16 protein-coding genes are annotated in these 21,381 nt (G+C 55.9%); 6 read left to right on the top strand and 10 right to left on the bottom strand.

The genetic code is table 11. From position 1 onward, the window contains the following. Nucleotide 1 precedes the first annotated feature (1 nt). The 7 genes from HWQ15_RS15880 to lrp all read right to left on the bottom strand — a co-directional run bounded on the left by HWQ15_RS15880 (nucleotide 2) and on the right by lrp (nucleotide 11,079). Nucleotides 2–619, bottom strand: coding sequence for a DMSO/selenate family reductase complex B subunit (locus tag HWQ15_RS15880; protein ID WP_017384545.1), 618 nt, complete (start codon nucleotides 617–619; stop codon nucleotides 2–4). A gap of 10 nt (nucleotides 620–629) precedes the next feature. After that, on the bottom strand, nucleotides 630–3,074 hold the full coding sequence (gene dmsA / locus HWQ15_RS15875; protein WP_063149042.1) for a dimethylsulfoxide reductase subunit A: 2,445 nt from the start codon (nucleotides 3,072–3,074) through the stop codon (nucleotides 630–632). 211 nt (nucleotides 3,075–3,285) lie between these two features. Then, nucleotides 3,286–4,578: a serine--tRNA ligase gene (gene serS, locus HWQ15_RS15870; protein WP_003858266.1), complete on the bottom strand. Its 1,293-nt coding sequence runs from the start codon at nucleotides 4,576–4,578 to the stop codon at nucleotides 3,286–3,288. Between the two features lie 92 nt (nucleotides 4,579–4,670). Continuing rightward, on the bottom strand, nucleotides 4,671–6,014 hold the full coding sequence (gene rarA, locus HWQ15_RS15865; RefSeq protein ID WP_022647619.1) for a replication-associated recombination protein RarA: 1,344 nt from the start codon (nucleotides 6,012–6,014) through the stop codon (nucleotides 4,671–4,673). A 9-nt stretch (nucleotides 6,015–6,023) separates the two neighbouring features. Then, complete coding sequence (gene lolA / locus HWQ15_RS15860) at nucleotides 6,024–6,638, bottom strand: outer membrane lipoprotein chaperone LolA (RefSeq protein ID WP_022647618.1); 615 nt, start codon at nucleotides 6,636–6,638, stop codon at nucleotides 6,024–6,026. 127 nt (nucleotides 6,639–6,765) lie between these two features. After that, entirely contained in the window at nucleotides 6,766–10,449 is a 3,684-nt protein-coding gene (locus HWQ15_RS15855; protein ID WP_063149043.1) for a DNA translocase FtsK 4TM domain-containing protein, read from the bottom strand. A gap of 135 nt (nucleotides 10,450–10,584) precedes the next feature. Further along, nucleotides 10,585–11,079 carry a leucine-responsive transcriptional regulator Lrp gene (lrp, locus tag HWQ15_RS15850; protein ID WP_000228469.1) on the bottom strand — a complete coding sequence of 165 codons (495 nt, stop codon included), beginning with the start codon at nucleotides 11,077–11,079 and terminating at the stop codon, nucleotides 10,585–10,587. A gap of 543 nt (nucleotides 11,080–11,622) precedes the next feature. On the opposite strand from lrp, the gene trxB reads away from it, so the two are divergent. From trxB to infA, 5 genes are all read left to right on the top strand, one after another. Further along, on the top strand, nucleotides 11,623–12,591 hold the full coding sequence (gene trxB, locus HWQ15_RS15845) for a thioredoxin-disulfide reductase (RefSeq protein WP_022647616.1): 969 nt from the start codon (nucleotides 11,623–11,625) through the stop codon (nucleotides 12,589–12,591). Between the two features lie 114 nt (nucleotides 12,592–12,705). After that, nucleotides 12,706–14,472, top strand: a complete 1,767-nt coding sequence (gene cydD, locus HWQ15_RS15840; protein ID WP_058676867.1) for a cysteine/glutathione ABC transporter permease/ATP-binding protein CydD — start codon at nucleotides 12,706–12,708, stop codon at nucleotides 14,470–14,472. After that, the gene (gene cydC / locus HWQ15_RS15835) at nucleotides 14,472–16,193 is read left to right on the top strand and encodes a cysteine/glutathione ABC transporter ATP-binding protein/permease CydC (RefSeq protein ID WP_023299714.1); all 1,722 of its coding nucleotides are present in this window, start codon (nucleotides 14,472–14,474) and stop codon (nucleotides 16,191–16,193) included. Before cydD ends, cydC begins: the two co-directional genes overlap by 1 nt. A gap of 45 nt (nucleotides 16,194–16,238) precedes the next feature. After that, nucleotides 16,239–16,943: a leucyl/phenylalanyl-tRNA--protein transferase gene (gene aat, locus HWQ15_RS15830; protein WP_023299713.1), complete on the top strand. Its 705-nt coding sequence runs from the start codon at nucleotides 16,239–16,241 to the stop codon at nucleotides 16,941–16,943. A gap of 284 nt (nucleotides 16,944–17,227) precedes the next feature. After that, the gene (gene infA / locus HWQ15_RS15825) at nucleotides 17,228–17,446 is read left to right on the top strand and encodes a translation initiation factor IF-1 (protein ID WP_002211347.1); all 219 of its coding nucleotides are present in this window, start codon (nucleotides 17,228–17,230) and stop codon (nucleotides 17,444–17,446) included. Between the two features lie 71 nt (nucleotides 17,447–17,517). On the opposite strand, the gene HWQ15_RS15820 is transcribed toward infA, so the two are convergent. The 3 genes from HWQ15_RS15820 to clpS form a co-directional block, all read right to left on the bottom strand. After that, nucleotides 17,518–17,967 carry a hypothetical protein gene (locus tag HWQ15_RS15820; RefSeq protein ID WP_045309092.1) on the bottom strand — a complete coding sequence of 150 codons (450 nt, stop codon included), beginning with the start codon at nucleotides 17,965–17,967 and terminating at the stop codon, nucleotides 17,518–17,520. Nucleotides 17,968–18,220: 253 nt separating this feature from the next. Beyond that, on the bottom strand, nucleotides 18,221–20,500 hold the full coding sequence (gene clpA, locus HWQ15_RS15815) for an ATP-dependent Clp protease ATP-binding subunit ClpA (RefSeq protein WP_022647611.1): 2,280 nt from the start codon (nucleotides 20,498–20,500) through the stop codon (nucleotides 18,221–18,223). Nucleotides 20,501–20,527: 27 nt separating this feature from the next. Beyond that, complete coding sequence (clpS, locus tag HWQ15_RS15810) at nucleotides 20,528–20,848, bottom strand: ATP-dependent Clp protease adapter ClpS (protein ID WP_006174393.1); 321 nt, start codon at nucleotides 20,846–20,848, stop codon at nucleotides 20,528–20,530. 267 nt (nucleotides 20,849–21,115) lie between these two features. Here clpS and cspD point away from each other — a divergent pair, with 267 nt between their 5' ends. Then, nucleotides 21,116–21,337, top strand: coding sequence for a cold shock-like protein CspD (cspD, locus tag HWQ15_RS15805; RefSeq protein ID WP_006174390.1), 222 nt, complete (start codon nucleotides 21,116–21,118; stop codon nucleotides 21,335–21,337). Nucleotides 21,338–21,381 lie beyond the last annotated feature (44 nt).

Genomic DNA, 21,381 nt, shown 5'->3' with positions numbered 1-21,381 from the left:
CTCACACCTCCTTCGGGTTTGCCAGGTAGCCGGTGGTATCACCCGTCGGACGGCTGTTGGCGTTAGGTTTAATCACAATACTCGGCTTCGTGAAGTGCGCAGACGGCAGCGGCGCGACCGCAGCAAGCTGACCGTGTTTTTTACGCAGCTCTTCAATCGGGCCAAAGTCCAGCGCGCGCAGCGGGCAGGACTCGACGCAGATGGGCTTTTTGCCGTCCGCCACGCGGCTGTGGCAGCCGTCGCACTTGGTCATGTGGCCTTTAGCCGCGTTATACTGCGGCGCACCGTACGGGCAGGCCATGTGGCAGTAGCGACAGCCAATGCAGACATCCTCGTCCACCACCACAAAACCGTCGTCGCGCTTGTGCATTGCCCCGCTCGGGCAGACCTTGGTGCAGGCCGGATCTTCGCAGTGGTTGCAGGCAATCGACAGGTAATAGGCGAAGACGTTCTGATGCCAGACGCCGTTATCCTCCTGCCAGTCGCCGCCCGCGTATTCATAAATACGACGGAAGCTGACGTCCGGGGTCAGGTCTTTATAATCCTTGCAGGCCAGCTCGCAGGTTTTACACCCGGTGCAGCGGCTGGAATCAATAAAAAATCCATACTGGGTTGTCATCGGTTACTCCTTACGCCTTTTCAACCTGAACGAGGTTTGTGTGGGATGGGTTGCCCTTCGCCAGCGGCGATGGACGCTGCGTAGTGAGAACGTTGATGCAGCCCGCCTGATCGATACGGTTCGCATCCGGGTTATACCAGGCCCCTTCCCCCAGCGCGACAACGCCAGGCATCATGCGCGGAGTCACTTTAGCTTCGATATGCACTTCGCCACGTCCGTTGAAGATACGTACGCGATCGCCATTACTGATGCCGCGCGCTTTCGCATCCATCGGGTTGATCCACATCTCCTGTCGGCAGGCCGCTTTCAGAACGTCAACGTTGCCGTAGGTGGAGTGAACACGCGCTTTGTAGTGGAAACCGGTTAACTGAAGTGGGAATTTCTCCGTCAGTGGATCGTTGTAGTTTTCGAAGCCAGACGTATAGATCGGCAGCGGATCGATAACGTCCCCTTCCGGCAGTTCCCACGTTGCGGCAATTTTTGCCAGCTCTTCGGAGTAGATCTCGATTTTGCCCGACGGCGTGGTCAGCGGATTGGCCTGCGGATCGTCGCGGAAGGCTTTATACGCCACGTGATGCCCTTCCGGATCGCGCTGCTTGTACATGCCCTGCTTGCGGAAGGTATCGAAGTCCGGCAGGTCTGGAATGGCTTTGCGTGAGAGCTCGTGCAGATGGCGCATCCACTCTTCCTGAGTACGCCCCTCTGTGAACTGCTGCTCAACGCCAAGACGTTTCGCCAGCTCGGACGTCATCTCATAGATAGTTTTGCACTCGAAGCGCGGTTTGATGGCCTGGTCTGTGAAGATCACATAGGACATGTTGCCGCAGGAGGCGTCCAGCGCGAAATCCATCTGCTCAGAGGCGGTGCAGTCTGGGAGCAGAATATCGGCATACTTCGCCGATGAGGTCATGTGGCAGTCGATCACCACAATCATTTCGCACTTCTTGTCGTCCTGCAAAATTTCATGGGTGCGGTTGATCTCTGAGTGCTGGTTGATCAGGCAGTTACCGGCATAGTTCCAGATCATTTTGATCGGCACATCCAGCTTATCTTTGCCCCGAACACCGTCGCGTAGCGCGGTCATTTCCGGGCCGCGCTCGATCGCGTCCGTCCACATAAACATGGAGATGCTGGTCTGAACCGGGTTATCCAGCGTTGGCATACGTTCAAACGGTACTTCATACGAGCCTTCACGCGCCCCGCTATTACCGCCGTGAATGCCGACGTTGCCAGTCAGAATCGAGAGCATAGAAATAGCGCGGGTGGCAATTTCGCCGTTCGCGTGACGCTGCGGTCCCCAGCCCTGGCTGATATAAGCCGGTTTTGTTGAACCAATTTCACGGGCCAGCTGAACAATACGTTCGACTGGAATGCCGGTGATGGTGGATGCCCACTCAGGGGTTTTCGCTACCCCGTCGCTGCCCTGACCAAGTATATACGCTTTGTAATGCCCGTTAGCCGGTGCGCTGGCTGGCAGCGTCTTCTCGTCATAGCCGACGCAGTATTTATCAAGGAACGGCTGATCGACGAGGTTTTCAGTGATCATCACATACGCAAGCGCATTGACCAGCGCCGCATCGGTACCAGGGCGGATAGGGATCCACTCGTCTTCTCGCCCCGCGCCGGTATCGGTGTAGCGCGGATCGACGATGATCATACGTGCGTTGGATTTGGCGCGCGCCTGCTCAAGATAATAGGTTACCCCACCGCCGCTCATACGCGTTTCGCCCGGGTTGTTGCCGAACAATACCACCAGCTTGCTGTTTTCTATATCCGACGGGCTGTTACCGTCTGCCCAGCCGCCATAGGTGTAGTTCAGGCCCGCAGCAATCTGTGCGGAAGAGTAGTCGCCATAATGGTTGAGATAGCCGCCGCAGCAGTTCATCAGGCGCGCTACCAGCGTTTTACCCGGCGGCCAGGAGCGGGTCATGGTGCCACCCAGCGTCCCGGTGCCATAGTTCAGGTAGATGGATTCGTTGCCGTACTCTTTGATCAGGCGCTGCATGTTGGACGCGATAATATCGTAGGCCTCGTCCCAGCTAATGCGCTCGAACTTCCCTTCCCCACGCTTACCGACACGCTTCATCGGATATTTCAGACGATCCGGGTTATAAACGCGACGGCGCATTGAGCGGCCACGCAGACAGGCACGAACCTGGTGTAACCCTTCGTAGTTATCATCGCCGGTATTGTCGGTTTCAACGTATTTGATTTCACCGTCCACAACATGCATACGCAGGGGACAACGGCTACCACAGTTAACGGTACAGGCACTCCACACCACTTTTTCCGGGGCTGAAGCGGGAGACAGAGCATCCGCCGCCGACGCCAGACGGGTAAAAGGAAGCGTAAAGGCGCTGCTGGCAACCGCCAGACCACCTATTGCCGTGGTTTTCATCAACCCACGGCGAGTGACCTCGGCAGCCATTAACGCTTCAGGCGCTTTGATTTTCATAAAGACTCACTTTGGTTGCTCACAAAGAAAAGAGAGGCGGCGCATACCGCTATGTAGTTTTATATATAACGAATTCCTTCGTTACAGGTGTTTTATGCTAACTTTCGTTCGGAGGAGTATTACTACTTTAGAGGGAGGGAATATTGCGTCGTATCAAATCAAAGATATAAAAAAAGCGCCCTGAGGCGCTTTTTTGTTTTGCAGCAAAATATTAGCCGATAAACTGCTGGCCTTTCATGTAAGGACGCAGCACCTCAGGGATCTCAATACGACCATCTGCCTGCTGGTAGTTCTCCAGCACGGCAACCAGCGTACGGCCAACCGCCAGACCAGAACCGTTCAGGGTATGAACCAGACGGGTCTTCTTGTCGGACTTGCTGCGGCAACGCGCCTGCATACGACGCGCCTGGAAATCCCAGACGTTAGAGCAAGAGGAGATTTCACGGTAGGTGTTTTGCGCAGGCACCCAGACTTCGAGGTCGAAGGTTTTGCAGGCGCCGAAGCCCATGTCACCGGTGCACAGCGCCATACGGCGGTATGGCAGCCCCAGCAGCTCCAGCACTTTCTCTGCGTGACCTGTCATCTCTTCCAGCGCGTCCATAGACTCTTCCGGACGAACGATCTGCACCATCTCAACTTTATCGAACTGGTGCATACGGATCAGACCGCGCGTATCACGACCGTAAGAACCGGCTTCAGAACGGAAACATGGAGAGTGCGCAGTCAGTTTGATTGGCAGATCGTCTTCGTCGATGATCTCATCACGCACGAGGTTGGTCAGCGGCACTTCCGCGGTTGGGATCAGCGCGTAGTTGCTGCTGTCAGCTTCTTCGTCCAGCGGACGGGTATGGAACAGATCGCCGGCAAATTTCGGCAGCTGGCCTGTACCGTACAGCGTATCGTGGTTAACCAGATACGGAACGTAGGTTTCGCTGTAGCCATGCTGCTCGGTGTGCAGATCCAGCATAAACTGTGCCAGCGCGCGGTGCAGGTGAGCAATCTGACCTTTCATTACCACGAAGCGAGAACCGGTCAGCTTAACCGCAGCCGCAAAGTCCAGGCCCGCGTGCATTTCGCCCAGCGTCACGTGATCGCGCACCTCGAAGTCAAACTCGCGAGGCGTACCCCAGCGTTTCACTTCAACGTTGTCGTTTTCGTCTTTGCCGACAGGGACGCTGTCGTCAGGAATGTTCGGGATCGCCAGAGCGATATCACGAATTTCAGCCTGAAGAACGTCCAGTTCAGCTTTCGCCTGATCCAGCTCTTCACCCAGTTTGTTCACTTCCAGGCGTAATGGCTCAATATCTTCCCCGCGCGCTTTCGCCTGGCCAATGGATTTCGATCGAGAATTACGCTCTGCCTGCAGATTTTCTGTTTGTACCTGCAAAACTTTACGACGCTCTTCAAGAGCGCGCAGCTTATCTACATCCAGCTTAAAGCCCCGGCGTGCCAGTTTTTCAGCGACTGCGTCTGGCTCATTACGCAGCAGATTGGGATCGAGCATGCTTATCCTGTGCTTATCGAATTAAAAGAGGAAAAAGTGACCACAGCCTGCGGCCACAGAGATATATTGCCAACATTACCGCAACGATTGAACTAACGGTAGCGTTTTATAGGGCTATTTTGATCCTGTCCGGCAAGCCAGGCGAGCTTTTCGCCAATCTTACCCTCAAGACCTCTGTTTGTGGGGTGATAATAGCGGGTTTGTGCCATCTCCTGCGGGAAATACTCCTCGCCGGCGGCGTAGGCGTTGGGTTCGTCATGGGCGTAGCGATACTCCTGCCCGTAACCCATCTCTTTCATCAATTTGGTTGGCGCATTGCGCAGATGAACCGGCACATCGTAGTCCGGACGTTCACGTGCATCCGACATCGCCGCTTTGAAGGCGGTATACACCGCGTTACTTTTCGGTGCGCAAGCCAGATACACAATCGCCTGCGCAATGGCACGCTCGCCCTCCGCAGGCCCGACGCGGGTAAAGCAGTCCCAGGCGGAAATAGCGACCTGCATGGCGCGTGGATCGGCATTACCGACATCTTCTGACGCAATCGCCAGGCAGCGACGCGCGACATATAACGGATCGCCACCGGCGGTGATGATACGCGCATACCAGTAGAGCGCCGCATCCGGAGCGCTGCCGCGCACGGACTTATGTAAAGCAGAGATGAGGTCGTAAAAACGATCGCCTTTATTATCGAAGCGCGCGCTGCGCTCACCGGCAATTTCGGTGAGCAGTTCAGGCTTTAATACGCGCTTGCCCGCATCGTCCACTTCGGCCATATCGGCCATCATTTCGAGCGTGTTCAACGCACGACGGGCATCACCGTTAACCAGTTCGGCGATAGCAAGACGCGTCTCGTCCGGCAGAACGATATCCTGTCCGCCGTAACCACGCGCGTTGTCCTCCATCGCCTGCGTCAGAACTTTTTCGATATCTTCCGTGGTCAGCGATTTAAGCAGATACACGCGCGCCCGGGAGAGCAGCGCAGAGTTCAGTTCAAACGACGGGTTTTCCGTGGTGGCGCCGATAAAGAAAATCGTACCGTCTTCAATGTGCGGCAGAAAGGCGTCCTGCTGGCTCTTGTTGAAGCGGTGAACTTCGTCGACAAACAGAATGGTGCGACGTCCGGCATTGCGGTTTTGTCGCGCCCGCTCGATCGCCTCGCGGATCTCTTTCACCCCCGACGTGACCGCCGAGATGCGCTCAACGTCCGCGTTGGCATAGCGGGCAATCACTTCAGCGAGCGTGGTTTTTCCGGTGCCGGGTGGCCCCCAGAGGATCATGGAGTGCAGATGTCCCGCCTCAATAGCGCGCGGCAAGGGTTTCCCCGCAGCCAGCAGATGTTGCTGACCGATGTACTGCGCTAAATTTTCTGGCCGCATACGGGCGGCCAGAGGTTGAAACGCATTATCTGAAAAATCGAGCGACAGGTTGCTCACTCATGCCTCTTACTTATTGCGTTGGTCGTCCACCGTTACGCCCTGCGGCGGGGTAAAGGTGAATTTCGATGCATCAATGGCGCCGTTTTGCTGAGACTTCAACTGATAGCTGCTGCGCTGATCGTCCTGCTCAACCGCGCCGAACTGATTGATGGTACCGTTGCTGCTCACGTTAATGGTGAACTGCTTCAGATTACCGTTGCTGCCTTTTGGCGTCAGGACGAACTCATCACCGTTTTGTTTGATGTTGTACTGCTGCCAGTCGCTGGACTGGTTACGGGCAATGAGCATAAACGGCGTATTGCTGGTCGCGTCTTTGAGCCAGGTGGCGGTCGCCTGCTCAACAAACGGATTGTAGAACCACAGGGTTTTACCGTCAGACACCAGAACGCTTTCATCCGGCTGGGTCATGTGCCAGTTGAACAGATTTGGGCGTTTTACCCACAAATCTCCCTGGCCTTCCTGCACCGCGTTGCCGCTGCCGTCAGTCACTTTTTGCGTGAAGCTGGCGTGGAAACTGCTCACTTTATCCAGTCGGCTTTTAAGGTCGCTGGCTGCATCAGCCCAGACGCTGCTGGCAACAAAACTGGAGAGTAATGCACAGGCGATGGCGATTTTTTTCATTGTTATTCCTTAAAATACGTCTTCCCGATATGGGGGTTCCGTTTCTATTCTGTACCTGCCCGAAGGCAGGCGACAGAAGAATATGCTTAATTTTTGCTGATTTACCCTTCTTTGCAATCGCTGAAGATTACTCAAAAGGCGGTGGCGCCAGCACCTCACGGTTACCGTTGTGCCCCTGTTCGCTCACGATGCCCTGGGCTTCCATCTGCTCAATGATACGCGCCGCGCGGTTGTAACCGATACGGAACTGGCGCTGCACGCCGGAGATGGACGCTTTGCGTTTTTCGGTGACGAAATTAACCGCCTGGTCGAATAACGGATCCAGCTCTTCGCCGCCGTCAAAACCACCGCCGCCACCTTCGTTTTCGCTGTCAGAGGTGATGCCGTCAACATATTGCGGTCGCCCGCGCGCTTTCCAGTCTTGCACAACCGCGTGCACTTCCTGGTCGCGAACAAACGCACCGTGAACACGCACCGGCGAGGTGGAGTTCGGCCCGGAATAGAGCATATCACCCATCCCCAGCAGCGACTCTGCTCCGCCCTGGTCAAGGATAGTACGGGAGTCAATTTTACTCGACACGGTAAACGCGATACGGGTCGGGATGTTTGCCTTAATAAGACCGGTGATTACATCCACGGACGGACGCTGCGTTGCCAGTACCAGGTGGATGCCCGCCGCACGCGCTTTCTGTGCCAGACGCGCAATCAGCTCTTCCACTTTCTTGCCAACGGTCATCATCAGGTCGGCAAATTCATCCACCAGCACCACGATGTAAGGCAGTTTTTCCAGCACCGGATGCTGGGCATCCATGCTGTCACCCGGCTTCCAGTATGGGTCCGGAATCGGACGGCCCATACGCGCCGCCTCGGCGATTTTCTCGTTATAACCGGCCAGGTTACGCACGCCCAGCGCCGACATCAGCTTGTAGCGACGCTCCATTTCATTGACGCTCCAGCGTAATGCGTTGGCGGCGTCCTTCATGTCGGTAACCACTTCCGTTAACAGATGCGGAATGCCTTCGTAGACGGACAGTTCGAGCATTTTTGGGTCGATCATGATGAAACGCACGTCTTCAGGCTGCGCTTTGTAGAGCATACTGAGGATCATGGCGTTCACCCCGACCGATTTACCGGAGCCGGTAGTACCCGCAACCAGCAGGTGCGGCATCTTCGCGAGATCGGCAACCACCGGATCGCCGGCGATATCTTTACCCAACACCACGGTCAGCGGGGACGGGTTGTCGCGGAATTTGGTGTTATCCAGAACTTCACGCAGATAAACGGTCTGACGTTTCTTGTTTGGCAGCTCAAGGCCAACGTAAGGCTTGCCTGGGATCACTTCCACCACGCGTACCGCCACGGTGGACAGAGAACGCGCCAGGTCGCGGGAGAGGTTAGAAATACGCGCCGCTTTTACGCCCGGTGCCAGGTTCAGTTCGAAACGGGTGATCACCGGGCCCGGTGAGTAGTTCACCACGTCCGCTTTAATGCGGAAGTCAGCCAGACGCGCTTCCACCAGACGGGCCATCTGCTCAAGGGCAAAGGTATCCACCGGCTCGACTTCCGCTGGCGGCGGCGTTAACAGATCCAGCGACGGCAGCGGCGTGCTTGGCCGTTGCAGCGGTCGGCTGTCTCCGTTACGCATCAGCAGCGGGTGAATCAGGCTCTCCTGCGGCTGTGGTGCTGGCTGCTGGAACTGTGGCTGAGGCGGTTGAGAAGGTGTCTGCGGCTGCGCATACGCCTGCGGCGCCGGCTGTTGCGGCTGCACATAAGCCTGTGGTGCAGGCGGCTGACGCACCGGCTCCGCTTCCGGCATTACGCTCGGCGTGAACAGCGGTTCGCTTGGGCCATCATCCACCAGATCTTTCATTGGTGAGAATTCGAAATCCGACAGCGAGAACGGGTTTGCCCCCGAAGGTTGCTCACCGGAATAACGCTGCTGCTGCGTTGCTGCAAACTGGCGCGCCAGCTCCGCTTCGGCCGCATCATCGTCGTCCTGCTGTGAAGGCACGTGATGCTGTGAAGGCACGTCATGCTGATACTCTTCGCCGTAACGCTGATTCTGCTGGGCAGCAAACTGACGCGCCAGCTCATCCTGATGCAGTTCGTCGGCATCATCTTCGTAGTCGGACTCACGGGCTTTTTCTTCCGCCATACGCTGGGAAGGCAGTTTAATGCCATAAGAGGCCAGCTCCCGGCGAGTCGGTACGCGCACGCGGTTAGGGCGCGGCAGCTGTGGACCAATGCCCTCTTTCACCTGAGGACGCGGGGCGCTGTCGGCTGCCGGGCTGAATAGCGGAGCGGACGCGGCAGCGGCTGCCGTTGCCTGCTTCACGGCTTCAGCACCCGACGCGACGGCTGACGTAGGTTCTACAGATGGAACGCTTACAGTAGGCGCTTTTGCAATGGGCTCCTGTACCGGCTCGGGCACGGGCTGATACCAGGCGGCAAGCTGCTCGCGCTCACGGGCGCGGCGCTCTTCCACTTCTTCAAAATAGTATAATGGCGGACGGGATGGCTTCGCTTCCTCCACCACTTCGGGTTCAGACACCGGTGCAACGTATGGCTGTTCAGGTACAGCGGGTTCGGGCGTATAAGCCTGATACGGTTGTTGCGGCACGCTGGCAGGCTCAGGCGGCTGATACGTTTGCTGCCACTGTTCCTGCTGCACAGGAATATAACTTTCAGGCTCAGGTGCAATGGTCGGTTCAGGCGTATGGACGCCTGGCGCAGTCTGCCAGTCTACCTGCGGTTGCTGGATCGCGGACTCCGGTGCCGGAACAGGCGAGGACGGCATCACGGCTTCAACAGGCGCAACATGGGCCTGAGCAGCCGTCGTTGCGGCAGCAGCAGCGGCTACCGGTTCAGTCACGGAGTGGCCATTCAGCAGCGGATCGTATTCGTCATACTCTCCCGGCGTGGCTCGATGGCCAGAGAACAGTACGTCATCAGGGTCGACGGCCGCACCGCGATACTCAATCTGCTCGTCTTCATCCATACGTTTGCCGGAGAACAGCGCGGCATCCGTTTTACGGCCTAACGGGTTAGCAAATTTTTCAGCGACGCGCTGGCGGCGCGCCAGAGCACCGCGCAGAATACGCGCGCGGCGAGATTCACGCCGCTGTACAGGCGCCTCGTCTTCCTCTTCGTACTCATCTTCATACTCGTCTTCATCGACCCACGTATCGTCACGACGGGTACGGTTGCTGGCGAACGTCAGCAGCGTCAGAATAAAGCTGCCGATCTTCTCAGCAATGCTCACCCAGGACCAGCCGGTAAACAGCGTCAGGCCCGCCGCCCAGATACAGAGCAGCGCCAGCGTGCCGCCGCTGCTATGAAGCATTGGTTGCAGCGCGGAGCTCAACAGGCTGCCGATCACCCCGCCGGAGGCGAAGTACCAGATATCATCAGCGTTGATCGCCGCCAGCCCACAGGAGGTGAGGATCAGCGCCAGGGCGCCAATCAGGCGCAGCGAAACGGCAAAATAATCGATGTAGTCGTCGTTCTGTCGATGACGCCAGGCAAACCAGCATCCGCCAATAATGATGACGGGAAGGGTATAAGCCATCACTCCGAAAATGAAAAAGAGCGTGTCCGCAAGCCAGGCACCGGGAACGCCACCTAAGTTATGAATAGGCTCATGCCATGCGGTTTGCGACCAGCTGGGATCTGAGGGGTTGAAACTGAGTAAGGCGGCCATCAGCCAGACGGCAAAAAGGGCAATAACAATCAGTAACGCCTCGAGGAGACGACGTCCGCTGCTTAGCTTAGATAATGTGACTTCTTTGTCTTCAGTGTATTCCTGGCTCAAGAAAGGCTCTCCAGGTATCAGGCATGTCCTGCCTGTGTGCTAAAACGGACAACAGCGCCGGGTATCCCCGGCACTGTTGCTGTATGGATTAACAGGAGTGTAATCAAACTACACTGATTTTGCACCTGTTCCGTGTTAGCGCGTCTTAATAACCAGACGATTGCTCTGTTTGACCTCTTCCATCACCACATAAGTACGGGTGTCGTTCACGCCTGGCAGACGCAGCAGGGTTTCACCCAGCAGCTTACGGTAGGCGGACATATCGGGCACACGGGTTTTTAACAGGTAGTCAAAATCACCGGAAACCAGATGACACTCTTGAATTTCTTCAAGTTTTTGTACAGCGGCGTTAAATTGCTCAAACACATCCGGCGCACCACGATTCAGAGTAATCTCAACAAATACCAGAAGTGAGGCATCCAGATAATGCGGGTTTAGCAGAGCCGTATAGCCCTGGATAAAACCCTGTCTTTCCAGTCGACGCACACGCTCAAGGCACGGCGTCGGGGAAAGTCCCACACGTTTTGAAAGCTCGACGTTGGAAATACGCCCATCCTTTTGCAATTCATTAAGAATGTTACGATCGATACGGTCGAGATCTTTGCCAGGGCGCTTCTTGCTATCTACCATTATTATTGTCTCTCTGTATTCCTTCCCTACTCCTGCCTGGACCCTGTGCACATCACTGTTCAGAGCCTGCACCCGTTATTCATCACATCGCCTGGTTATGTATTAGACGCGATGTGGATTCGGGGTCTGCGGTAAGAAGACCGTTGCCCGAAAGCAGTCACAGACATCACGTATGGCGTCTGTCCACACCATGCGTAGATTTCACTGACCCGGTAAAAATGGCATTTACGTGCATGTCTATTCGGCATGCAGTTCATGCGTCTTTTTTTCTTCCTTGAATGTTTTCGCAAAAGCGCAGGGGATTGTCAAAGCAAAACATCGATTTTTAGTACAAGATGCCGGATATTCATTACGGGGGGGTATTAATCATCATTTTATTGCCTTATAAACGCGCGATTTTCAGTAGCAGACGTGATATGACCGTGTCTGATCCATAGGGCGTGACTATTGCATATATCGGAAGCAAAACTGTCGTGCTCTTTTTTTACGGCAACAAATTCCCTACAATCCAGCCCATTGCCTGCCAACAACAATGGGGATCTCATGGGCACGACCAAACACAGTAAGCTGCTAATCCTTGGTTCTGGACCTGCGGGATATACCGCAGCGGTCTATGCTGCACGCGCTAACCTGCAACCGGTACTGATTACCGGGATGGAAAAAGGCGGTCAGCTGACCACCACCACGGAAGTGGAAAACTGGCCGGGCGACCCGAACGACCTGACCGGGCCGCTGCTGATGGAGCGCATGCACGAGCATGCTGCTAAATTCGAAACCGAAATCCTGTTCGACCACATTAATAAAGTGGATTTGCAGAACCGTCCGTTCCGTCTGACCGGCGACAGCGGTGAATACACCTGCGATGCGCTGATCATCGCTACCGGTGCCTCTGCCCGTTATCTCGGTCTGCCGTCTGAAGAAGCATTCAAAGGGCGCGGCGTATCAGCCTGCGCGACCTGCGACGGTTTCTTCTATCGCAACCAGAAAGTTGCGGTGATCGGCGGCGGCAACACCGCTGTGGAAGAAGCGTTGTATCTGGCGAACATCGCCTCAGAAGTACACCTGATCCACCGTCGCGACACCTTCCGCGCCGAGAAGATCCTGATCAAACGCCTGATGGATAAAGTGGCGAGCGGCAACATTGTGCTGCATACCAACCGTACGCTGGAAGAAGTGACCGGCGATCAGATGGGTGTGGCGGGTCTGCGAATTCGTGATACGCAGAACACCGACACCGTCGAAACGCTGGAGGTGGCAGGCCTGTTTGTGGCAATCGGTCACAGCCCGAACACGGCCATTTTCGAAGGCCAACTTGAGCTGGAGAACGGCTACATCAAAGTGCAGTCTGGCATTCACGGCAATGCCACGCAGACCAGCATCCCAGGCGTCTTCGCGGCTGGCGACGTGATGGACCATATTTATCGTCAGGCGATCACCTCTGCGGGCACCGGCTGTATGGCCGCGCTGGACGCAGAACGCTATCTGGACGGACTGGCAGAACAAGGTAAATAATCTTTACAAGTCAGTAACAAACGTAAATAAAGGCGGCCACTGGTCGCCTTTATTTTTGCTCACGTGTAACATGCAGATGTCTAATTTCTTATAACGTCACCTGCAAAGTACGCAATGGAAAAAACCCGTCAACAAGAGTTAACGCGCTGGCTGAAACAGCAAAGCGTTCTGTCCCGCCGCTGGCTTATGATTTCCCGCGTTCTGGGATTTATCAGCGGTCTGTTGATTGTTGCCCAGGCATGGCTGCTGGCCCGCATTCTCAATCATATGATCATGGAGAGCATCCCGCGCGAAGCGCTGCTGCTGCCGTTTATCGTTCTGGTGCTGGTTTTCGTCCTGCGTGCGTGGGTGGTCTGGCTGCGCGAACGGGTTGGGTTCCATGCCGGCCAGCACATCCGCTATGAGATCCGCCGCAAAGTGCTCGACCGGCTTTCGGAAGCCGGGCCTGCGTGGATCCAGGGCAAACCGGCCGGTAGCTGGGCGACGCTGATCCTTGAGCAAATCGACGATATGCACGATTACTATGCGCGTTATCTTCCACAGATGGCGCTGGCAGTGTTTGTGCCTCTGATGATTGTTATCGCCATCTTCCCTGTTAACTGGGTAGCGGCTCTGATCCTGATGGGAACCGCCCCGCTCATCCCGCTGTTTATGGCGATGGTCGGCATGGGCGCGGCAGATGCCAACCGTCGCAACTTCCTTGCGCTGGGTCGGTTGAGCGGTCATTTCCTGGACCGTCTGCGCGGAATGGAAACCCTGCGGATCTTTGGTCGTGGTGAAGCGGAAACCGAAAATATTCGCCTGGCGTCGCAGGATTTTCGTCAGCGCACCATGGAAGTGTTGCGCATGGCCTTCCTTTCTTCCGGCGTGCTCGAGTTCTTTACCTCCCTGTCGATCGCGCTGGTGGCGGTTTACTTTGGCTTCTCCTACCTCGGCGCGCTGGACTTTGGCCACTACGGTACGGCGGTCACGCTTTCCGCCGGGTTCCTGGCGCTGATCCTGGCCCCGGAATTTTTCCAGCCGCTTCGCGATCTCGGCACCTTTTACCATGCCAAAGCGCAGGCGGTGGGTGCTGCCGACAGCCTGAAAACCTTTATGGAAACGCCGCTGGCACATCCGGAGCGTGGTGAGGTGACGCTGAATACGAACGATCCGGTGACCATTGAAGCACAGGATTTTTCTGTTCTGTCGCCTGAAGGCAAAGTGCTGGCCGGCCCGCTGAACTTTACCCTGCCTGCCGGGCAACGTGTGGTGCTGGTGGGTACCAGCGGCTCAGGTAAAAGCTCATTGTTGAATGCGCTGTCAGGTTTTATGGCGTACACCGGATCGCTGCGTATCAACAAAACGGAGCTACGCGAGCTCGATCCTGATGCCTGGCGTAAACAGCTAAGCTGGGTGGGTCAAAACCCTCAGCTGCCTGCCCCGACGCTGCGCGAGAATGTGCTGCTGGCAAGGCCGGATGCGCGTGACGATGAGCTGCAATCGGTCCTCGACCGCGCCTGGGTCAGCGAGTTTTTGCCGCTGCTTGCGCAGGGTGTCGATACCCTCATTGGCGATCAGTCTGCCGGGCTGTCAGTGGGCCAGGCACAGCGCGTCGCGGTTGCCCGTGCGCTGCTGAACCCCTGTTCGTTAATGCTGCTGGACGAACCCGCCGCCAGCCTGGACGCTCACAGCGAGCAGCGCGTGATGGATGCGCTTAACGCAGCCTCACGCCAGCAAACTACCCTGATGGTGACCCACCAGCTGGAAGGTATTGCCGACTGGGATCAGATCTGGGTGATGGAAAACGGACACATTGTTGAGCAAGGCGATTACGCCGCGCTTGTTGCCGCGCAGGGGCCCTTTGCGACCCTGCTGGCGAACCGTCAGGAGGATATCTGATGCGCGCCCTGCTTCCCTATCTTGCTTTGTATAAACGCCACAAATGGATGCTGACGCTCGGGATCGTACTGGCGATTATCACTCTGCTCGCCAGCATCGGCCTGCTTACGCTTTCTGGCTGGTTCCTCTCCGCGTCTGCGGCCGCAGGCTTTGCCGGGCTATACAGCTTTAACTACATGCTGCCTGCCGCCGGGGTGCGCGGCACGGCGATTACGCGAACTGCCGGGCGCTACTTCGAACGCCTGGTCAGCCACGACGCGACCTTCCGCGTGCTGCAACACCTGCGTATTTATACGTTCAGCAAATTGCTGCCCCTCTCCCCTGCCGGGCTGGCACGTTTTCGGCAGGGCGAATTACTCAACCGCGTAGTTGCGGATGTGGATACGCTGGATCACCTCTATCTGCGCGTCATCTCGCCCATGGTGGGCGCGTTTGTGGTGATTGTCGTGGTCACGCTGGGGTTGAGTTTCCTGGATGTTCCCATCGCACTGACGCTCGGCGGCATCATGCTGATGACGCTGATTATTCTGCCGCCCCTGTTTTATCGTGCAGGTAAAACCACCGGGGAAAACCTGACGCGTCTGCGCGGGGAATACCGCCAGCAGCTCACCTCCTGGTTGCAGGGTCAGGCCGAGCTCACCATTTTTGGTGCCAGCAAGCGCTACCGCACCCGTATGGAAAATACGGAACTGAACTGGCATGAAGCCCAGCGTCGCCAGTCTGAACTGACCGCGTTTTCTCAGGCGCTGATGATGTTAATCGGTGGGTTTGCCGTTATCGCCATGCTCTGGATGGCCTCCGGTGGCGTGGGCGGTAACCCGCAGCCTGGCCCGCTGATTGCGCTGTTTGTTTTCTGTGCCCTGGCAGCCTTCGAAGCCTTAGCCCCGGTCACCGGCGCCTTTCAGCATCTCGGCCAGGTGATTGCCTCTGCGCTGCGCATTACGGATATTGCAGAGCAGGAGCCGGAAGTGAAGTTCAGCGCGGGTCAAACCGCTGTGCCGGAGCAGGTCGCGCTGACGCTCAGCAACGTTACCTTCGCCTACGACAAGCAGGCGCAAAACGCGCTGGAAGACATCAGCCTTTCTGTTGATGCCGGGCAGCGCATTGCGATCCTTGGCCGTACGGGATGTGGCAAATCGACGCTTCTGCAACTCCTCACGCGCGCCTGGGACCCGCAGCAGGGCGAGATTCGGTTTAACGACCTTCCGCTGTCTGATTTTAGCGAAGCGGCCTTGCGTAAAACGGTCAGCGTCGTGCCCCAGCGTGTGCACCTGTTCAGCGCTACGCTGCGCGATAATCTTCTTCTGGCGGCACCGGACGCCTCTGACGATACGCTGCGGGCGATGCTGGAACAGGTTGGGCTGCACAAGCTGCTTGAGGACGACGGGTTGAACAGCTGGCTGGGTGAAGGGGGCCGACAGCTTTCCGGCGGCGAACTGCGTCGTCTGGCCATCGCGCGCGCCTTGCTGCACGATGCGCCGCTGATGTTGCTGGATGAACCGACAGAAGGTCTGGATGCGACAACCGAGAGTCAAATTCTTGATTTACTGACAAAGGTGATGAAAGGCAAAACCGTGCTGATGGTCACTCACCGCCTGCGCGGGCTGGTGAATTTCGATCGAATAATTGTGATGGACAACGGACACATAATTGAGCAAGGTAATCACGCAGAGCTGCTGGCAAAACAGGGTCGCTACTACCAGTTTAAACAGCGCCTGTAGACTATATTTGTAGCGTCCTCTCTCGCGTACTGGAGTTCTGTTGTCATGCGCCTGGTGCAGCTTTCTCGCCATAATATTGCGTTCCCTTCTCCGGAGGGGGCGCTGCGTGAACCTAACGGATTGCTGGCTTTGGGCGGCGATCTCAGCCCGGCGCGTCTCTTAATGGCTTACCAGCGCGGCATTTTCCCGTGGTTTTCTCCCGGCGACCCGATTTTATGGTGGTCTCCGGACCCGCGAGCCGTGCTGTGGCCTGGGCAGTTTCACCTGAGCCGCAGCATGAAACGTTTTCACGCAAATTCGCCCTATCGCGTCACGCTCAATCACGCCTTCGGGCAGGTTATCGAAGGCTGCGCTGAAGATCGTCATGAAGGCACCTGGATAACCCGCGACATCATTATCGCCTACCACCAGCTTCATGAGCTAGGCTACGCGCACTCCATCGAAGTATGGAAAGATGATGACCTCGTTGGGGGGATGTACGGGGTGGCGCAGGGCACGCTTTTCTGCGGTGAGTCGATGTTCTCCCGCGCCACGAATGCGTCGAAAACCGCGCTGCTGGTTTTTAGCCAGGAATTTGCCCAACGCGGCGGACAACTGATGGATTGTCAGGTGCTGAATGAGCACACCGCCTCGCTCGGCGCGGTTGAAATTTCCCGCCGACGCTATATCGAACACCTTGAACAGTGCCGACAGGAGACTCTTCCGCGCGATTTTTGGGTTCCCAGAATGCTCTTTATGCCCAATGCCTAAATGTTTTCCGCATATTTTTTATGAGGGTGTTATAATTACGCCGCAGAGTAGCTTCTGCCTGTTGCCCCGCCGCCGTTTGGGACCCTCGCTTCAGATAACGTCCTGACGTTTATCCTGTCGTATCCCCTTTACGAATGCGCTTTCCGTTCGGTTGTACCGTGACGCTTGGGCAATACGCTGAAATTGTTTTGCTGCGTTTTAAACGCGCAATTCTTTACTTAATTGATGAATTTCGGCATTATCTTGCCGGTTCAAAACTTGGTAGTGATACCCCAGAGGATTAGATGGCCAAAGAAGACAATATTGAAATGCAGGGTACCGTACTTGATACGTTGCCTAATACCATGTTTCGCGTAGAACTGGAAAACGGTCACGTGGTAACTGCGCACATCTCCGGTAAAATGCGCAAAAACTATATCCGCATTTTGACGGGCGACAAAGTGACTGTTGAACTGACCCCGTACGACCTGAGCAAAGGCCGCATTGTCTTCCGTAGTCGCTAATTGTTTTCGCCTGTAATGGCAGATGAATATTTAAAAGGTCGGGACAATCCCGGCCTTTTTTATTTATGGCCTTAGTGTGGCTGTGTCGGCAGATGTATTGTCATGCACGGGTTCATGGGTACGATTAAATCTTCAGCTATCGCGTGGGTAATGTCATGCAACAGTCCCGTCAGGTGCGGCAACATATCGCGGTCAAAATGCGAAACCAGCAGCACGTGGTTTAACGCCCGGCAGTAGTCACATTTCGTTTCTGTATCTTCCAGCAACCACTCTTTTTGTCGCGGCTGTTCCGCTTCGTCCTCAAATTCCACCACCTGAAAATCACGCATGGATTCTGTGAGGCCGGATTTTACCTCTTCCAGATAAGCTCCGAGACAGCGGCAAACGGGCTGCGTTTGTGGGAGAGATTTGCAGTCGAGAAGGATTTCGGTGAGCAGCTTGCAGCGCTCGGCCAGGGTTGGGAGATCGGGGTTGAGGGAGAGTTCGGTGTAGAGCTGGGCGAAGCTATTAATATTAGTCATATGTAATCCTTTATGCACGCAAGATTGTCTGTGCACACACTTTCAGGACGCCAATCCCGGCACCCGATTTTGCAGGTGCGACGCCATTTTATTACTGTAGATTTATCCAGCAACTGACTTCGAAAGAAACTGGAAAGCGCCTCGCAAAATTCCTCTGCGGCCTGATGCCCTCACCCCAGCCCTCTCCCACTGGGAGAGGGAGCAAACAAAAAAAACGGCAACCGAAGTTGCCGTTTTGCTTTTACCTTTCAACTCAGTGAGCCGCTTCCGGCTTGTGCTTCGCCGCACTCTGGAAATCGTACGTCAGCTCGTTCTTCGCCTGATCCAGCGCCACGGTCACCTGGCCGCCGTCAACCAGCGATCCAAACAGCAGTTCGTTCGCCAGCGGTTTCTTCAGGTTGTCCTGAATCACACGCGCCATCGGACGGGCACCCATCGCACGGTCGTAGCCTTTCTCGGCCAGCCAGTTGCGGGCCTCCTGGCTCACTTCCAGCGACACGCCTTTCTGATCCAGCTGAACCTGCAGCTCGACGATGAACTTATCCACCACCTGATGGATCACCTCGGTAGACAGGTGATCGAACCAGATAATGTTGTCCAGACGGTTACGGAACTCCGGCGTGAAGATCTTCTTGATCTCCTCCATCGCATCGGTGCTGTTATCCTGATGGATCAGGCCGATGGATTTGCGCTCGGTTTCACGTACCCCGGCGTTGGTGGTCATCACCAGCACCACGTTGCGGAAATCGGCCTTGCGCCCGTTGTTATCGGTCAGCGTCCCGTTGTCCATCACCTGCAACAGGATGTTGAACACGTCCGGGTGCGCTTTCTCGATTTCATCGAGCAGCAGGACCGCGTGCGGATGCTTGATCACCGCGTCGGTGAGCAGGCCGCCCTGGTCAAAGCCCACGTAGCCCGGAGGCGCACCAATCAAACGGCTGACGGTGTGACGCTCCATATACTCGGACATATCAAAGCGCAACAGCTCAATGCCCAGCGCTTTGGAGAGCTGCACCGTTACCTCGGTTTTACCCACACCGGTCGGGCCGGCGAACAGGAAGGAACCGACAGGCTTGTGGTCATGCCCAAGGCCAGCACGGGCCATCTTAATCGCTTCGGTTAAGGCCTCAATGGCTTTATCCTGACCAAAGACCAGCATTTTCAGGCGATTGCCGAGGGTGCGCAGCGTATCACGGTCGCTCTGAGAGACGCTCTTCTCAGGGATACGTGCGATACGGGCCACCACGGACTCGATATCCGCTACGTTCACGGTTTTCTTACGCTTGCTCGCTGGCATCAGGCGCGCACGCGCACCCGCTTCATCAATCACGTCGATCGCTTTATCCGGCAGATGACGATCGTTGATGTATTTCACCGCCAGCTCCACCGCCGCACGCACCGCTTTCGCGGTGTAACGCACGTCGTGGTGCGCTTCGTACTTGGTTTTCAGACCGTTGATGATCTGCACCGTTTCGTCAACCGACGGCTCGGTAACGTCGATTTTCTGGAAACGACGCGCCAGCGCACGATCTTTCTCAAAGATGTTGCTGAACTCCTGGTACGTCGTAGAGCCCATCACGCGGATCTTGCCGCTGGAGAGCAGCGGTTTGATCAGGTTGGCGGCATCTACCTGACCACCGGAAGCCGCGCCTGCGCCGATGATGGTGTGGATCTCATCGATAAACAGGATGCTGTTGGTGTCCTGCTCCAGCTGTTTTAACAGCGCTTTGAAACGTTTTTCAAAATCACCGCGGTATTTGGTGCCCGCCAGCAGCGAGCCGATATCCAGTGAGTAGATGGTGCAGTCGGCAATCACTTCCGGCACGTCGCCCTGCACAATGCGCCAGGCCAGACCTTCGGCAATCGCGGTTTTACCCACGCCAGATTCCCCCACCAGCAGCGGGTTATTCTTACGGCGACGGCACAGCACCTGGATGGCACGCTCCAGCTCTTTGTCGCGGCCAATCAGCGGGTCGATACCGCCAACGCGAGCAAGCTGGTTAAGGTTGGTGGTGAAGTTTTCCATACGATCCTCCCCGCCTGCTTGCTCTTCATTGCTGTTGATCTGTCCGCTGGGATCCGATGCCTGGTTAGGCTCGTCTTTTCGCGTTCCGTGAGAGATGAAGTTGACCACGTCGAGCCGGCTGACTTCGTGTTTACGCAGCAGGTAGGCCGCCTGGGACTCCTGCTCACTGAAGATGGCGACCAGCACATTGGCGCCCGTCACTTCGCTACGTCCGGAAGACTGGACGTGGAAAACCGCGCGCTGCAGCACGCGCTGGAAGCTGAGCGTCGGCTGTGTGTCGCGCTCTTCTTCACTGGCTGGCAGCACCGGTGTGGTTTGTTCGATGAAGGCTTCGAGTTCCTGACGTAGCGCCACCAGATCCACGGAGCAGGCTTCCAGCGCTTCGCGGGCAGATGGGTTGCTAAGCAGTGCGAGCAGCAAATGCTCGACGGTCATAAACTCATGTCGGTGCTCACGCGCTCTGGCGAAAGCCATGTTTAAACTGAGTTCCAGTTCTTGATTGAGCATAGGCACCTCCCCCAATTTTATGCCTTATCAGGCCTTTTCCAGCGTACACAGCAACGGATGCTCGTTCTCCCTTGCATAGTCGTTCACCATCGCTACTTTGGTTTCCGCTACTTCGGCAGTAAAGATGCCGCAGATCGCTTTGCCACGATAATGAACGGTAAGCATCAGTTGCGTTGCACGTTCAACATCATAAGAAAAGAACTTTTGTAGCACGTCAATAACAAATTCCATCGGCGTGTAATCATCGTTCATTAACATAACTTTATACATAGATGGCGGTTTTAGCGCGTCGCGCACTTTATCTTCCGCCAGCTGGTCAAAATCCAGCCAATCGTTGGTCTTACCCATTATGCATAACCACTTTGAATCTACCTCAGATGTTAGATAACAATCATCTATTACTGTCATCCGCGATGTCTGTCACAAACTGTTGCAATAGCGTTAACTGCCTCAAATTTTGGTTGATTATTGTCCCAACTCCAGCGCCAAACGCTTGACGGCTTCTTCCGTTTCTCTAAATTGTACAAGCGTGAGTTGGCGAGGTTTTGAACAGCCCCCACTCCACCACCGGTTCATTCCATCTTAATTTATAAGATTTACGAAGGATGTCGAAGCATGGAAATGGGTACTGTTAAGTGGTTCAACAACGCCAAGGGGTTTGGCTTCATTTGCCCCGAAGGCGGCGGCGAGGATATCTTCGCTCACTATTCCACCATTCAGATGGATGGTTACAGGACGCTCAAAGCCGGGCAGTCCGTCCGGTTCGATGTACACCAGGGGCCAAAAGGCAATCATGCCAGTCTGATCGTCCCCGTTGAAGCAGAAGCGGTTGCATAGCTCTCTGATTCATTGTGTACACCCTGCAGGCAAAATGCCAGCCC

The organism is Enterobacter sp. DSM 30060 (assembly GCF_013375955.1).
GTDB classification, from domain to species: domain Bacteria; phylum Pseudomonadota; class Gammaproteobacteria; order Enterobacterales; family Enterobacteriaceae; genus Enterobacter; species Enterobacter intestinihominis.
This window is presented reverse-complemented; position numbering and strand designations above follow the sequence as displayed.

What these genes read in the sequence shown, in the direction of transcription:
- clpS (WP_006174393.1), bottom strand. Translation starts at nt 20,848, where the DNA reads ATGGGTAAGACCAACGATTGGCTGGATTTTGACCAGCTGGCGGAAGAT.
- cydD (WP_058676867.1), top strand. Translation starts at nt 12,706, where the DNA reads ATGGAAAAAACCCGTCAACAAGAGTTAACGCGCTGGCTGAAACAGCAA.
- aat (WP_023299713.1), top strand. Translation starts at nt 16,239, where the DNA reads ATGCGCCTGGTGCAGCTTTCTCGCCATAATATTGCGTTCCCTTCTCCG.
- dmsA (WP_063149042.1), bottom strand. Translation starts at nt 3,074, where the DNA reads ATGAAAATCAAAGCGCCTGAAGCGTTAATGGCTGCCGAGGTCACTCGC.
- cydC (WP_023299714.1), top strand. Translation starts at nt 14,472, where the DNA reads ATGCGCGCCCTGCTTCCCTATCTTGCTTTGTATAAACGCCACAAATGG.
- lolA (WP_022647618.1), bottom strand. Translation starts at nt 6,638, where the DNA reads ATGAAAAAAATCGCCATCGCCTGTGCATTACTCTCCAGTTTTGTTGCC.
- HWQ15_RS15880 (WP_017384545.1), bottom strand. Translation starts at nt 619, where the DNA reads ATGACAACCCAGTATGGATTTTTTATTGATTCCAGCCGCTGCACCGGG.
- clpA (WP_022647611.1), bottom strand. Translation starts at nt 20,500, where the DNA reads ATGCTCAATCAAGAACTGGAACTCAGTTTAAACATGGCTTTCGCCAGA.
- trxB (WP_022647616.1), top strand. Translation starts at nt 11,623, where the DNA reads ATGGGCACGACCAAACACAGTAAGCTGCTAATCCTTGGTTCTGGACCT.
- lrp (WP_000228469.1), bottom strand. Translation starts at nt 11,079, where the DNA reads ATGGTAGATAGCAAGAAGCGCCCTGGCAAAGATCTCGACCGTATCGAT.
- serS (WP_003858266.1), bottom strand. Translation starts at nt 4,578, where the DNA reads ATGCTCGATCCCAATCTGCTGCGTAATGAGCCAGACGCAGTCGCTGAA.
- infA (WP_002211347.1), top strand. Translation starts at nt 17,228, where the DNA reads ATGGCCAAAGAAGACAATATTGAAATGCAGGGTACCGTACTTGATACG.
- HWQ15_RS15820 (WP_045309092.1), bottom strand. Translation starts at nt 17,967, where the DNA reads ATGACTAATATTAATAGCTTCGCCCAGCTCTACACCGAACTCTCCCTC.
- cspD (WP_006174390.1), top strand. Translation starts at nt 21,116, where the DNA reads ATGGAAATGGGTACTGTTAAGTGGTTCAACAACGCCAAGGGGTTTGGC.